This is a genomic window from Pseudomonas sp. efr-133-TYG-103a, assembly GCF_030209235.1.
GTDB lineage: Bacteria > Pseudomonadota > Gammaproteobacteria > Pseudomonadales > Pseudomonadaceae > Aquipseudomonas.
The window spans coordinates 1-13,092 of the sequence record NZ_JARVSK010000030.1 but is presented as its reverse complement, the minus strand read 5'-3'; the positions used below and the strand labels follow the sequence as shown (position 1 = coordinate 13,092).

The window sequence follows — 13,092 nt, the reverse complement described above, 5'->3', positions numbered from 1 at the left end:
CGAATACCCTTAGAAATTGTCAGTGGAAGTGAATACGCCGACACGAAGGCCTTCGGCGGTATAGATTTCGCGGCCGTCCACGCTGACCGAACCATCGGCGATGGCCATGTTCAGCTTGCCTTTGAGGACGCGCTTGATGTGAATGTTGTAAGTGACCTTCTTGGCGGTCGGCAGGACCTGGCCGAAGAACTTCACTTCGCCCGAACCCAGCGCACGGCCGCGACCTGGCAGGCCTTGCCAGCCCAGGAAGAAACCGACCAGCTGCCACATGGCGTCGAGGCCCAGGCAACCTGGCATCACCGGGTCACCTTCGAAGTGACAGGCGAAGAACCACAGGTCAGGAGTGATATCCAGTTCGGCGACCAATTCACCTTTGCCGAACTTGCCGCCTTCTTCGCTGATATGGGTGATGCGATCAACCATCAGCATGTTGGGGGCGGGCAGTTGCGCGTTACCTGGGCCGAACAGCTCACCGCGACTGCAGCGCAGCAGGTCTTCCCGGGTAAAGGCGTTTTGTTTGGTCATGCGAGCTCCTCGATAATCCTGTGCGGCAGGGTGTGGCGTACTAACCCGATCTGGCCAGCGTTCGTCCCTGACTGAGGAGAACGGCTGTTCTCACACAAGGGGTCTGCTGGCAGCCTACTCATAGACTATTGCGTTGTAGTGAAAGTCACAGCACGGGTGAAATGAATGTACACCTGTGCACTGAAATTTTCTGTCCGCGCGTCGGCGCGGGTCGATCCAGCGCACAAGACTGCCGCAATTTATCATTTATCGCCAGTCACAGATGCCTTAAAGGTCAGCCAGCGCTGCAAAACCTGCTGTAAATCAGTACGTTTGAACGGTTTGGCCAGGTAATCGTTCATTCCGGCCTGAATACAAATCTCGCGATCGCCGTGACGTGCGTTGGCCGTCAGGGCAATGATCGGCAGGCTGTCGAGCCCTGGCAGCGCACGGATTCGCCGCGTGGCCTCGTAACCGTCCATCACCGGCAGCCGGCAGTCCATCAGGATCAGGGCGAATTTTTCCTTGCTGGCCATGCTCACCGCTTCAGCACCATCCGCAGCCACGCTGACCTGCAGGCCCAGACTGCGAAGCATGGCTTCGACCACGGTGCGGTTGACCGGGTTGTCTTCGACCAGCAGCACGCAGCCTTCGCGCTCCTGTGGCATCTCGCCAAGGGCGCCGGACTGAGGCGCCGGCTCTTCCTCCTGCACCCGTTGCAGCGGAATTTCGAGATTGAACACCGAGCCCAGACCTTCGCTGCTCTGCGCCTGCAGCGAGCCGCCCATGCGTTCGGCAAGGTTGCGCGCGATCGGCAGGCCCAGTCCGGTGCCGCCGTAGCGCCGGGATATAGAGTTGTCGGCCTGCTGAAACGCGTCGAACATCGATTCCAGCAAATCCGGGGAAATGCCGATGCCGCTGTCGCGCACTGCGCAGATGAACAGGATGTGCTGGGGGTCGGTCTGTTGCCAGGCGGTTTCGACGCGCACGCTGCCGAACTCGGTGAACTTCAATGCGTTGCCAATCAGGTTGACGAGGATCTGCCGGATGCGCGTCGGATCGCCCTTGACCCTTAGCGATTCGAGCCCCGGCGGTAGATCCAGCTCCAGCGCCAGACCCCGCTGTTGCGCGTTATGAGCGAACGCCTGCACCGATGTGGCGATGAGGTCTGCCAGATTGAACGCAATGTTCTCGAGCTCCAGCGCATCGCGCTCGAAGCGGGAGAAATCGAGGATGTCGTTGATGACCCGAAGCAGATGCTCGGTGGATTCCATGGCGAGGGCGGAATATTCGGCCTGTTCCTCGGTCATTTTCGTGGTTTCCATCAACTGCAACATCCCCAGTACGCCGTTCATCGGGGTGCGCAATTCATGGCTCATCATCGCCAGAAATTCCGATTTCGCGCTGTTGGCGCGCTCGGCTTCTTCTCGGGTCCGGATCAGTTCATCCATCGCCTGTTTCTGTTCGCGACTGGCCTTTTCCAGGCCCAGCGCCAGATTGTTGATGTGTCGGGCCAGATCGCCGAGCTCGGCGTCGTCTGCCACGGGCAGAGGCGCGGTGTAATCGCCGTGTTGAATGGCTTTCACCGCATCGCTCATGGCGCTGATCGGCTGCGACAGGCTCAAGGACAGACGCCGCGCGAGGATGTAGGTAAACAGCAGGGCGAACAGCGCGAGGATGCCGGCCTTCAGGAGGATTTCCTGCTCGCGCAGATTGAATGCATCACTGGACATGCCCACCAGCACACGGCCCAGATAATCCTCCACCGGCACACTGGCGTTGTCGTCCAGCTCATCGGCATGGTCGTTCTGCGCCTTCACCCGTTGCAGGCGGATAGGCGCCTGGAACACTTCCATCTGGCGGGCGTGATTGTTGTCTGCGGTCTGCTCGACATGCACCAGAACCTGTCCGGCACTGTTCTGAACCTCCAGGAAGCGCACGTGAGGCGTGTTCATGGTGGCTTTCATCAGGCTTTCGAGCACGTCGTCGTTGCCGACGATCACGCCGTATTCCGAGGCGGGCGCCAGTTGGTTGGCGATCAGCTGGCCGGTGTGATTGAGCTCCTGACGCAGGTCCTGAATGCGCACCACGGTGAAGAAGCTGATCAGCAACAGCGTCAGCAACAACGCCGGTCCCAGGCTGAGGATCTGCGTTCGGGTGCTGATGTTCCAGCCGCGTTGTACCGTCATCACTGAGTTCCGGCTCTGGGTGGGCACTTCATTCGCCATTTTTTCAGAAGACGCGGGGCTGGCCGGTGCGTGGGGAGGAAGAACGTTGCGTCATGTGATGGATCTCTTCGGGAGCGCACTAACGATAGCTCATCGGCGTTACGCCGGAATTTTTCGTGTCGGGCGCGCATCTTAACCGAGCCGTGGGTAATTTCCTCGTGAAGAGTAGGGATCGGCTATATGTTCTTCGACAGGTGTTTTGCCGCTGGTGGCAGGCATCGCGCTCCGTATAATGCTGCCATCGCCAGATGTGATGGCTCTGAATGGATTGTTTTATGACCCAACAGCAACCTATAGCAGTCCTGGGCGGCGGCAGCTTCGGGACGGCCGTGGCCAATCTGTTGGCCGGCAATGGCCATCGGGTCCTGCAGTGGATGCGTGATCCGGAGCAGGCCGAGGCGATTCGCGTCAATCGCGAGAATCCGCGCTACCTCAAGGGCATCAAGGTGCTCGACGCGGTGGAACCTGTGACGGATCTGGAAGCGGCGTTGCGTGACAGCCAGCTGATTTTCGTCGCGCTGCCTTCCAGCGCGCTGCGCAGCGTCCTCACCCCTCATGTCGAATTGCTGACCGGTAAAATGCTCGTCAGCCTGACCAAAGGCATCGAGGCGCAGACCTTCAAGCTGATGAGCGAAATCCTCGAAGACATCGCACCCAACGCGCGCATCGGCGTGTTGTCCGGGCCCAATCTGGCCCGAGAGATCGCCGAGCACGCGCTGACCGCCACCGTGGTCGCCAGTGAAGACGATGACCTCTGTCAGCAGGTCCAGACCGCGCTGCATGGGCGCACCTTCCGGGTGTACGCCAGCGCCGACCGCTTCGGCGTCGAACTGGGCGGCGCCCTGAAGAACGTCTATGCCATCGTCGCCGGCATGGCCGTTGCGCTGGGCATGGGCGAGAACACCAAGAGCATGCTGATCACTCGCGCGCTCGCTGAAATGACCCGCTTTGCGGTCAGTCAGGGCGCCAATCCGATGACCTTTCTCGGACTGGCGGGTGTGGGCGATCTGATCGTCACTTGCTCCTCGCCCAAAAGCCGCAATTACCAGGTCGGCTTTGCCCTCGGGCAGGGGCTGAGCCTGGATGAAGCGGTGACGCGTCTGGGTGAAGTGGCCGAGGGGGTCAACACGCTCAAGGTCCTCAAGGCCAAAGCGCAGGAACTGCAGGTTTACATGCCACTGGTCGCCGGGTTGCACGCCATCCTCTTCGAGGGGCGCACGCTGGAGCAGGTCATCGAGCTGCTGATGCGGGCCGAGCCCAAGACCGATGTCGATTTCATTTCAACCAGTGGTTTCAACTGACCCCAATTTCCAGGTGGAGAAGCTCTTGAACGAGTCAAAATTCAAGCAACACGAATCGATCCTGCTGCGCATCCTCTGGATGGTGGTGTTTGTCGTCGTCTGGCAGGTCGCCGAACTGGTCCTGGTGGTCGTTGTGCTCGTCCAGCTCGCGTACCGCCTGTTTTACGGGGCGCCCAGCCTGAGCATGATGTCGTTCGGTGACAGCCTGAGCCAGTTTCTGGCACAGATCGGCCGGTTCGGCACCTTTCATACCGACCAGAAGCCCTGGCCGTTTGCCGACTGGCCCGCGCCACGTGCTCCGGAGGGCGAGGCGCCTCACACCGTTCCCGCTGCCGAGCACCCTGTGCGCGATGAGGAACCGAAACTATGAAGTTGTGGATCTTGCGCCACGGCGAAGCTCAGCATCGCGCGCGCACCGACGCCGAGCGCGAGCTGACCGCCAATGGCCGCGAAGAAGTGTTGAGCAGCGCTGCGCAGCTGTTGGGTCAGCCGCTGCGCTGGATCATCGCCAGTCCTTATGTGCGGGCACAGCAGACCGCCGAACTGGTGCGCCAGTCACTGGGGTTTGCCGAACCGGTGGTGACCGTGCCGTGGCTGACGCCTGAGAGCGATCCGCGCAAGGTACTGGAAAACCTCGATCTGTACGCTGCCGACGACGTGCTGCTGGTCAGCCATCAACCGTTGGTGGGTTTGCTGATCGGCCTGGCGGTGCACGGCAGTCTGCAACAGGCAGAGCCCATGCACACCGCCAGCCTGGCCGAGCTGGAAGCGGATTTTCCGCTGGCGGGCGCAATGGAACTGTCGCGCGTTCGTCATCCGGTGTAATGCCCGTTTTGGCGGGCAATGCGGTATTTCTCGGTTCTGCCGGGATACCGGGTTCGTGACATCAACCACAAGGAAAAGACATGAGTCTGTGGCATAAAACCCCCGACCTCGAAGCCCTCAACGCGATGCAGAAAAACACCATCGGTGAAGTGCTGGACATCCGTTTCGAGGCTTTTGACGAGCAATCCCTGACCGCCAGCATGGTGGTCGATCATCGCACCCATCAGCCTTACGGTCTGTTGCACGGCGGCGCTTCGGTGGTGCTGGCCGAGACTGTTGGGTCGTCGGCCAGTTACCTGGTGATCGATACCAGCAAGTACTTCTGCGTCGGGCTCGAAATCAACGCCAACCATCTGCGCGGCCTGCGCAGCGGGCGGGTCACGGCGGTCGCGCACCCGGTGCACATCGGTCGCACCACCCATGTGTGGGACATCCGCCTGACCAGCGACGAAGGCAAGGCCAGTTGCATCTCGCGCCTGACCGTGGCCGTGGTACCCCTTGGCGAACAGCCGCCCGCGCGCTGATTTCCGACGCTTGATTTGTGCAGCCGTCAACTGTCAGAAGTGACAGTTGTTGTCGTGAGTGTATGCGCCTAGCCTGTAGAGGTCCCATGACGGGATGACGCAGGTTCAAGGAGGAGTGACATGAGCAGAAGAGCTGCATTAATCAGTGAGGAAATCGTCAGCAAGTCAGCCGAAATCGCAAAGCTTGCCGCTGAGCTGTCGGAATCTCAAACAACCGAGACGCAAGGTGAGGAAACCGAGCTGAGTCAATGGCTGGCACGCATCTATGGTGACAAATCGCTTACCAATATCGAGTTCCAGCAGTTGCGTGACGAGGCTGACCGCAGGGTCGATGCTTTAAAACAGCTTTACCCCCAAAGCACCGAGCTGGCTGCTTTTCAGGAAGCAGCCGATAATGCTGTGCAACGGATGCAGACCGGGATTCTCAGCTTCAAGAAGCAAAAGTTGCCCAGTGAGCTCAAGACCGGAATTCACGAGGCCTACGCATTTCAAGTAGCCTACATTCAGGCGTGTCTGGACAGATTCACCCAGATGCTTTGAGCATTCATCAGCACGAGCAGTTTATATATCCGGTCGATGACCGGAGTGTCATCATCGATGGCAGTTCCGGTCATTGCTGCGCACAGGAGGCGCTGCGCACAATTGCAGCCTGTTTGCTTTCGATGGATGCGCCGGCATGACCCAGACTGTGTTTTTCGCTCACGCCAATGGCTTTCCTTCCGCCACCTACGGCAAGTTGTTCTCAGCGCTGGGGGATGATTTTCAGGTCATCCATCTGGAACAGCACGCCCACGATCCGCGATTTCCAGTGACCGACAACTGGCCCAATCTGGTCGACGAACTCGTTCACCATCTGCGTGAACAGCCGCAGCCGGTGTGGGGCGTTGGCCATTCGCTGGGTGGCGTGCTGCATTACCACGCCGCCTTGCGTCACCCGGAGTTGTACCGTGGCGTCGTCATGCTCGATTCACCGGTGCTGACGCGCTTCGATCAATGGATGATTCGCGCCGCCAAGCGCTTCGGTTTCATCGATCGCATCACACCGGCAGGGCGCACGCTGGGACGTCGTGAGCTGTTCACCGATCTGGACGCTGCCCGCCAGTATTTTTCCGGCAAGAGCCTGTTTCGTCGCTTCGATCCGGAATGCTTCGAAGCTTATCTGCTGCACGGTCTGCAGGCGCAAGGCGGGCAACTGCGACTGCGCTTCGATCCGGCCACTGAGATCAGCATCTACCGCAGCGTCCCGCACACCAGTCCTGGCATGGCCCGCCATCTGCGGGTGCCGCTGGCCATGGTGCGCGGCGAACGCAGCGATGTCGTGCGTCGCCACCACGCGCTGTCGGTGAAAAGCATGCGCGAAGGCGAGTATCTTTCGGTACCGGGCGGGCACATGTTTCCGCTTGAACACCCCGAGGACACCGCGCAGATGCTCAAGCGGCTGTTTTCCCGCTGGACGGCCAGGGCCCAAGCCGGCAATGACGTTCCGGCCGCTCAGCGGGCCCGCGCATGACCTGTTCGGTTGAAGAAATACGTCTGAGCCTGCCTCACATCGAACTGGCGGCGCATCTGTTCGGGCCTCCGGACGGCCAGCCGGTGATCGCGTTGCATGGCTGGCTCGACAATGCCAACAGCTTCGCGCGTCTGGCGCCCAGGCTTGAAGGATTGCGCATACTCGCCGTCGACATGGCCGGTCATGGTCATTCCGATCATCGTCCGCCCGGCGCCGGTTACGGCCTGCCGGACTATGCCCACGATGTGTTGCAGGTGGCCGCGCAGATGGGCTGGGAGACGTTTTCGCTGCTGGGCCACTCGCTGGGCGCAATCGTTTCGGTGATCGTGGCGGGCGCCATGCCGCAGCGTGTCCGTCGCCTTGCCCTGATAGACGGGTTGATTCCGCCCCTGGGCGAGCCCGAATCCGCTGCTGAGCGGATGGGCACCGCGCTGCAGGGACAATTGGCGCAATCGGACAAGCGCAAGCCGGTGTATGCGGACATGGACCTCGCCGTCGAAGCGCGCATGAGAGGCGCCGTCGCGGTCAGTCGCGAGGCGGCCGAGTTGCTGGCGCAGCGCGGGCTGATGCCGGTGCCCGGCGGTTACACCTGGCGCAGCGACAGTCGCCTGACCCTGGCGTCTCCGATTCGTCTTACGCGCGCGCAGGCGATGTCGTTCGTCAACGCGGTGCAATGCCCTGCTCAACTGATCGTGGCCGAGGAGGGCATGCTGGCGCAGAACAAAGCGTTGCTGGCCAGCGTGCCGTTTCAGGTCTCGCAACTGCCGGGCGGGCATCATCTGCACCTGAACGACGAAGCGGGTGCGCGCTCTGTTGCAGACTGTTTCAATCGGTTCTTCGCCGTTCCTTGACTTGCGCCCTGCAACTGCCGACGCTGGGCGTGTAGAAACAGGAGACTGCACGATGGACCACCGCCCAAGCCGCACACGCACACTTCTTCCCAAGCCGCACGTCGTTGCGGCCTTGCTTTGCCTCCCGATTCCCTGCCGATGAGAGCCCCCATGCGTTTATTTTCCGCGCTGGGCCTGCTGCTCTGCGTCGTCGGTCACACCGGCTTGAGTCAGGCGTCCGATGTGCCCGGCAGTCAGGACTTGCCCAATCTGCCACGTCTTACCGATGCCGAAATCATCGATTACCGTCCCGCCGCCGAACTCGAGCGGATCTACCCACTGGGCTCCATCCGCAAGATCAGCGGCCAGTTGCGCTTCGACGGTCAGGTTCCCGCCCGGGGCAGTGTGACCGCGATCACCTATCAACTCCCCGTCGAGCACAGCTCAGACGAAGCCTTTACCGCCGCCCGTGAAGCGCTGCAGAGCCAAGGTGCGCAGTTGCTGTTCTGGTGTCAGGCGCGCGACTGCGGCGAAAGCAGCCTGTGGGCCAACGAGGTGTTCGGCAACGCCAAGCTGTATGGCGCCGACAACGAGCAGGCCTATCTGCTGCTGCGTCTGGCGGCACCGGCCAACGACACGCTGGTTGCACTGTATGGCATCACCCGAGGCAATCGCCGCGCGTACCTGCATGTCGAGCAGATGCAGGCCAGCGCGCCGCTGGGCACGTTGCTGCCCACGTCCGCGACCCTGCTGCGGGAGCTCAAGAGCACCGGCAAGCTGGACCTGCCCATGCTGACCGGAGCACCCGAAGATCCATGGCTCACCTTGCTCTCCAGAGGGTTGAATCTGGACAGCACCCTGCGCATCGTGCTCTCCGGGGCGCAACGCGAAGCCTGGCTTCAGGCATTGGTGGATAAAGGCGTGCGCAAGGCGCGACTGGAGGCTGGCAGCAAAGACAACGAAAGCCCGGGCCTGACCCTGGAAGTCATTCGCTGACGCCTGCCGGACGCTGATTTTGCTCAATAGCGGGCGAGCCCTCCGGTTCGCCGTTATGCTCATACTTCGATTCACTTCTGCGGAATGACCATGCTCAATAACGATCGCCTGTTGGTGCAGATTCTGCTGCTGGCGTTGCTGGGGGCCTGCCTGTGGGTGATGGCGCCGTTCTGGTCGGCGTTGTTCTGGGGCGCCGTGCTGGCATTTGCCAGTTGGCCGCTGATGCCATTGCTCACCCGCTGGCTCAATGGCCGCGAGTCCCTGGCTGCCGGCATCCTCACGCTGGGCTGGATGTTGCTGGTCGCCGCACCGCTGGTGTGGCTGGGGTTCAATCTGGCGGATCACGTGCGCGACGCGACGGCGTTCGTCAAGGACGTGCAGGTCGATGGGCTGCCGGATCCGCCCGCCTGGCTGGGCAGTATTCCGCTGGTGGGCGAACGGCTGGTGGGTTACTGGATGACCATCGATCAGCAAGGCGCGGCGATGCTTGCCAGCGTCAAGCCTTATCTGGGACAGGTCGGCAACTGGCTGCTGGCGCGCAGTGCGCAGATCGGCGGCGGCATTCTCGAACTGACCCTGAGCATCGTATTCGTGTTCTTTTTCTACCGCGACGGGCCGCGTCTGGCGGCGTTCGTCCTCAGTCTGCTGGAGCGGCTGATCGGTGATCGCGCGCAGTATTACCTCGATCTGGTCGCCGGGACCGTGCAACGCGTCGTCAATGGCGTGATCGGGACCGCAGCCGCGCAAGCAGTGCTGGCGCTGATCGGCTTCTTGATTGCCGGTGTCCCGGGGGCGCTGGTGCTGGGGATCGGCACGTTCCTGCTCAGCCTGGTGCCCATGGGCCCGCCGCTGATCTGGATTCCCGCGACGGCATGGCTGGCCTGGAAAGGCGATTACGGGATGGCGATCTTTCTCGGGCTGTGGGGGACGTTCATCGTCAGCGGGGTCGACAACGTCCTCAAGCCTTATCTGATCAGTCGCGGAGGCAATTTGCCGTTGGTGATCGTGCTGTTGGGGGTGTTTGGCGGGTTACTGGCGTTCGGCTTTATCGGCCTGTTCATCGGCCCGACACTGCTGGCCGTGGCGTACAGTCTGCTGCTCGACTGGGTCGGCGACAGCCGCGCGCGCCAGTTGCCAAAGTGACGATTCATGACTGACAGAACCGCCGCCGAACACAGGTTCCGCGGCGGTTTTTTGCATCAGGCCGACGTGCTCAGATATTTGCCTGCGGTTGCGCTGCTGTTGAGGTTGTAGCGGTCGCTCAGGGCCGCGACCATGCGGTTCAGTGCCTCGCTGGCCTGAGTGGCAGCGGTGGATTGCTGGCTGGCATCGGGTTTGAGCGCTGCGCTCAGTTCGTCTGCGCTGACGCCGCCGCTGCCATCGGCATCCAGCGCACTGAACAGCGAGTCGACGGCATCGGCGCTGGAAGACGCCGGCATGCTGCTGTCGGCGCTCGAACCGTTCTGCAGCGCACGAGTGAGTTCGGCGGCAGTGATGCTGCCGTCGCCATCGGTGTCCAGGCTGCTGAACAGGTCGCCTGCATCGTTGGCGGGTGGCGGTGACGGTGGCTGCTGGGCTTGCAGGCCGGCGGTCAGCTCTTCAAGGCTGACCGTGCCGTCCTCGTTGGTGTCCAGTGCGTCGAAAACCTGAGTGCCATCGGCGCTGCTGTCGGTGCTGCTGAGGGCGGCGGTCAATTCATCGCTGCTGACGGCGCCGTCGCCGTCGGTGTCCAGCGCGCTGAGCAGATCCTGCGCCTGATCGGCGGCGGACGCGGCATCCATGGCCATCGGCGGTGGTGGTGGCGCCATCGCCGCGAGTTCTTCTGCGTCGAGGCTGTCATCGTCATCGCTGTCCAGATCGCTGAACGCCTTGCTCAGACTGACCGTGATGCCGTCGCTTGAATCCGAGGACAGGGCCGAGCTCAACTCGTCCTTGTCGATACTGCCGTCACCGTTGGCGTCGAGTTTCTTGACCAGTTCTTCGGCAAACTTCTTGCTGTTTGCGCTGCTGGTGGCTGAACTGACATAGCTGGAATAACTGCTGCTGCCGCTGATGCCTGTGATCATCGGACTGACTCCCCATCAGATGGATAAAACCGGGTGCTCCGGCTTATGCAGCGTCCACGGGGCGCGTGTCCTGGGTATGTGAGCTTTGTAACGCGGGGCTTACGCGGCGAGGAAGGTGGCGGTTGCCATGGGTTTACGCCCACCGTCGTGGTGACGATTCAGATGCGCGGCAGGTCGAGCACGGCGGTGAGGCCGCCGCCAGGAGTTTCCGCCAGGCGCAGGTCGCCGCCCATTCTGCGGGCGGCCTCGCGGGCGATGGTCATGCCGATTCCGACGCCGCCGGAGTTACGGTTGCGTGAACCCTCGACGCGGTAGAAGGGTTCGAACACCGCTTCGCGCAGGTGATCCGGAATACCCGGGCCATGGTCGACGACGCGCACTTGCAGGCGGTCGCTGGCGTCTTCGATCTCCACCCGGGCGTGGCCGGCATAGCGCAGGGCGTTGTCGATCAGGTTGTGCAGGCACGAGCGCAACGCCATCGGCTGAGACTTGAGCGGCCGGCAAGTGCCGCTGGCCTGCACATCATCGCCGTTGTCCTGAGCGTTTTCGGTCAGAGATTCGATCAGCGCCTGCACGTCGAAGTATTGCAGCGCCTCGCTGGTCCGTTGTTCATTGAGGTAGGTCAGGGTCGCGTCGAGCATGCCGATCATGTCGTTCAGGTCTTGCGTCATCTGATCGTGCAATTTCGGCTCGTCAATCTGTTCGACGCGCAATTTCAGGCGGGCCAGGGGCGTGCGCAAGTCGTGGGAGACTGCTGCGAGCATGCGGCCGCGCTGTTGCACCTGCTCGCGAATGCGTTCCTGCATCAGGTTGAAAGTGGCCGCGGCCTGACGCGCTTCTCGCGGCCCCTTGATGTCCAGCGGCGGGCTGTCGAGGTTCTCGCTCAGCCGCTCGGCCGCCTCGCTGATGCGCTGCACCGGACGACTCAGGGCCTTGGCGCCGAACCAGGCGGCGATGACCAGCGTGATCAGCTGGAAGATCAATGGGATCAGTGGAATACCCAGAAACGGCGGACGGCCCGGCGGCGGGCGCAACGCGTCGAATCCGCCGGAAGGCTTGCCTGGGGCGCCGCTGTCTGCGGCTGCCTGGTTCTGCTGTGCAGCAGGAGGCGGCGGGGGCGGCATCGCCGGACCGTAATGGTGAAACCACATGAATGCCAGGAGGTGCGCCAGAATGATCGCCAGCAGCGCGCCGCCGAATAATCGGGCGAAGAGGGTGTCGGCGGAACGGATCAACCAATCTCCCTGGCGTCGAACATATAGCCTTCGCCACGCACGGTTTTGATCAGTTGAGGGGATTTGGGGTCATCACCCAGTTTCTGCCGCAGGCGTGAGACCAGCAGGTCGATGCTGCGGTCGAACGCTTCGATCGAGCGACCCCGCGCGGCGTCAAGCAACTGCTCGCGATTGAGCACGCGACGCGGACGCTCGAGAAACACGCGCAGCAGGCGGAACTCCGCGTTGGACAGCGGCACGACCAGACCGTCGGGAGCGGTCAACTGCCGAAGCACGCTGTTCAGGCGCCAATTGTCGAAACGCAGCGTGGCGCGTTCTTCGGTGCGGTCGTCCCGCACGCGGCGCAGAATGGTCTGGATGCGCGCCACCAGCTCACGCGGCTCGAACGGCTTGGCCATGTAATCATCAGCGCCCAGTTCAAGGCCGATGATACGGTCGGTGGGTTCGCAGCGGGCCGTCAGCATCAGGATCGGAATATCCGACGAACTGCGCAGCCAGCGACACAGCGAAAGACCGTCTTCACCGGGCAGCATCAGGTCCAGCACCACCACGTCGTAGGTTTCCTCAGCCAGTGCCTGCCGCATTGCATTGCCGTCGGTCACGCCGGTGCTCTGGATGTTGAAGCGCGCCAGGTAATCGCACAGCAACTCCCGGATCGGCACATCGTCATCGACAATCAGCGCGCGCGTGTTCCAGCGACGCTCATCGGCCTGCGCGTTGGCGGTGTTGCTGTCGGGGGTTGTCTGCATGTTGCTGCCGCCATGTGATGCCGCCGGGAAAGGCCGCGAGTGAAGAACAACGCTGCCATGCTACTTCGCAGGCGAGCGGGGCGGAAGGGTGACGAAGCGAGGTGTCGGCGGATTGTCCTGAATGTATCAAGAAATGTACATGTGGTTGGGGCAGCGACTTCTCTGGACGTTTTCGATTGGCTGCGAAGCAGTCGTAGAACCAGCCACCGCGTAAAGTCTGACACTTCGCATGCACAGGTTTTACTGCCGGTACCCGGCAGATCGCGGGGCAAGCCGCGCTCCTACAGCTGGCAGCGGGGTACGCTGGACGCACTAACCGTTAGC

Annotated in this window: 13 protein-coding genes and 2 pseudogenes; 9 read left to right on the top strand and 6 right to left on the bottom strand. The window is 62.0% G+C overall.

Going from position 1 to position 13,092, the window contains the following annotated elements; translation table 11 throughout:
• Positions 1 to 9: 9 nt before the first annotated feature.
• The 3 genes and pseudogenes from fabA to QRN36_RS22470 form a co-directional block, all read right to left on the bottom strand.
• Positions 10 to 525, bottom strand: coding sequence for a 3-hydroxyacyl-[acyl-carrier-protein] dehydratase FabA (fabA, locus tag QRN36_RS22475; RefSeq protein ID WP_138220177.1), 516 nt, complete (start codon positions 523 to 525; stop codon positions 10 to 12).
• A gap of 242 nt (positions 526 to 767) precedes the next feature.
• Positions 768 to 1,151, bottom strand: a pseudogene (locus QRN36_RS27725) (response regulator); the annotation flags it as partial.
• 65 nt (positions 1,152 to 1,216) lie between these two features.
• Positions 1,217 to 2,693 (bottom strand): annotated as a pseudogene (locus QRN36_RS22470) (ATP-binding protein); the annotation flags it as partial.
• Between the two features lie 314 nt (positions 2,694 to 3,007).
• Between QRN36_RS22470 and QRN36_RS22465 the strand changes: the two are divergent.
• The 9 genes from QRN36_RS22465 (at position 3,008) to QRN36_RS22425 (ending at position 9,861) form a co-directional block, all read left to right on the top strand.
• On the top strand, positions 3,008 to 4,033 hold the full coding sequence (locus QRN36_RS22465; protein WP_285426075.1) for an NAD(P)H-dependent glycerol-3-phosphate dehydrogenase: 1,026 nt from the start codon (positions 3,008 to 3,010) through the stop codon (positions 4,031 to 4,033).
• 25 nt (positions 4,034 to 4,058) lie between these two features.
• The gene (locus QRN36_RS22460) at positions 4,059 to 4,403 is read left to right on the top strand and encodes a DUF4389 domain-containing protein (protein WP_285426074.1); all 345 of its coding nucleotides are present in this window, start codon (positions 4,059 to 4,061) and stop codon (positions 4,401 to 4,403) included.
• Positions 4,400 to 4,858, top strand: a complete 459-nt coding sequence (gene sixA / locus QRN36_RS22455; RefSeq protein ID WP_285426073.1) for a phosphohistidine phosphatase SixA — start codon at positions 4,400 to 4,402, stop codon at positions 4,856 to 4,858. Before QRN36_RS22460 ends, sixA begins: the two co-directional genes overlap by 4 nt.
• Before the next feature lie 80 nt (positions 4,859 to 4,938).
• Positions 4,939 to 5,382 (top strand): hotdog fold thioesterase, encoded by a 444-nt coding sequence (locus tag QRN36_RS22450; RefSeq protein ID WP_285426072.1) that lies wholly within the window; start codon positions 4,939 to 4,941, stop codon positions 5,380 to 5,382.
• 120 nt (positions 5,383 to 5,502) lie between these two features.
• On the top strand, positions 5,503 to 5,922 hold the full coding sequence (locus QRN36_RS22445) for a hypothetical protein (RefSeq protein WP_285426071.1): 420 nt from the start codon (positions 5,503 to 5,505) through the stop codon (positions 5,920 to 5,922).
• Between the two features lie 136 nt (positions 5,923 to 6,058).
• Positions 6,059 to 6,892, top strand: coding sequence for an alpha/beta fold hydrolase (locus QRN36_RS22440; protein WP_285426070.1), 834 nt, complete (start codon positions 6,059 to 6,061; stop codon positions 6,890 to 6,892).
• Positions 6,889 to 7,743, top strand: coding sequence for an alpha/beta fold hydrolase (locus tag QRN36_RS22435; RefSeq protein ID WP_285426069.1), 855 nt, complete (start codon positions 6,889 to 6,891; stop codon positions 7,741 to 7,743). The genes QRN36_RS22440 and QRN36_RS22435 overlap by 4 nt, the downstream gene beginning before the upstream one ends.
• 150 nt (positions 7,744 to 7,893) lie before the next feature.
• Entirely contained in the window at positions 7,894 to 8,718 is an 825-nt protein-coding gene (locus QRN36_RS22430) for a DUF4892 domain-containing protein (RefSeq protein WP_285426068.1), read from the top strand.
• 90 nt (positions 8,719 to 8,808) lie between these two features.
• Complete coding sequence (locus QRN36_RS22425) at positions 8,809 to 9,861, top strand: AI-2E family transporter (protein WP_093459200.1); 1,053 nt, start codon at positions 8,809 to 8,811, stop codon at positions 9,859 to 9,861.
• Positions 9,862 to 9,917: 56 nt separating this feature from the next.
• Here QRN36_RS22425 and xopAW read toward each other — a convergent pair whose 3' ends face one another.
• The 3 genes from xopAW to QRN36_RS22410 all read right to left on the bottom strand — a co-directional run bounded on the left by xopAW (position 9,918) and on the right by QRN36_RS22410 (position 12,768).
• Positions 9,918 to 10,784 carry an EF-hand domain-containing protein gene (gene xopAW / locus QRN36_RS22420; protein WP_285426067.1) on the bottom strand — a complete coding sequence of 289 codons (867 nt, stop codon included), beginning with the start codon at positions 10,782 to 10,784 and terminating at the stop codon, positions 9,918 to 9,920.
• A gap of 158 nt (positions 10,785 to 10,942) precedes the next feature.
• The gene (locus tag QRN36_RS22415; RefSeq protein WP_285426066.1) at positions 10,943 to 12,019 is read right to left on the bottom strand and encodes a HAMP domain-containing sensor histidine kinase; all 1,077 of its coding nucleotides are present in this window, start codon (positions 12,017 to 12,019) and stop codon (positions 10,943 to 10,945) included.
• A complete protein-coding gene (locus tag QRN36_RS22410) occupies positions 12,016 to 12,768 on the bottom strand; it encodes a response regulator (RefSeq protein ID WP_285426065.1) in 753 nt (250 codons plus the stop codon). Before QRN36_RS22410 ends, QRN36_RS22415 begins: the two co-directional genes overlap by 4 nt.
• Between the last annotated feature and the right edge of the window lie 324 nt (positions 12,769 to 13,092).

What these genes read in the sequence shown, in the direction of transcription:
- fabA (WP_138220177.1), bottom strand. Translation starts at nt 525, where the DNA reads ATGACCAAACAAAACGCCTTTACCCGGGAAGACCTGCTGCGCTGCAGT.
- QRN36_RS22465 (WP_285426075.1), top strand. Translation starts at nt 3,008, where the DNA reads ATGACCCAACAGCAACCTATAGCAGTCCTGGGCGGCGGCAGCTTCGGG.
- sixA (WP_285426073.1), top strand. Translation starts at nt 4,400, where the DNA reads ATGAAGTTGTGGATCTTGCGCCACGGCGAAGCTCAGCATCGCGCGCGC.
- QRN36_RS22450 (WP_285426072.1), top strand. Translation starts at nt 4,939, where the DNA reads ATGAGTCTGTGGCATAAAACCCCCGACCTCGAAGCCCTCAACGCGATG.
- QRN36_RS22445 (WP_285426071.1), top strand. Translation starts at nt 5,503, where the DNA reads ATGAGCAGAAGAGCTGCATTAATCAGTGAGGAAATCGTCAGCAAGTCA.
- QRN36_RS22440 (WP_285426070.1), top strand. Translation starts at nt 6,059, where the DNA reads ATGACCCAGACTGTGTTTTTCGCTCACGCCAATGGCTTTCCTTCCGCC.
- QRN36_RS22435 (WP_285426069.1), top strand. Translation starts at nt 6,889, where the DNA reads ATGACCTGTTCGGTTGAAGAAATACGTCTGAGCCTGCCTCACATCGAA.
- QRN36_RS22430 (WP_285426068.1), top strand. Translation starts at nt 7,894, where the DNA reads ATGCGTTTATTTTCCGCGCTGGGCCTGCTGCTCTGCGTCGTCGGTCAC.
- QRN36_RS22425 (WP_093459200.1), top strand. Translation starts at nt 8,809, where the DNA reads ATGCTCAATAACGATCGCCTGTTGGTGCAGATTCTGCTGCTGGCGTTG.
- xopAW (WP_285426067.1), bottom strand. Translation starts at nt 10,784, where the DNA reads ATGATCACAGGCATCAGCGGCAGCAGCAGTTATTCCAGCTATGTCAGT.
- QRN36_RS22410 (WP_285426065.1), bottom strand. Translation starts at nt 12,768, where the DNA reads ATGCAGACAACCCCCGACAGCAACACCGCCAACGCGCAGGCCGATGAG.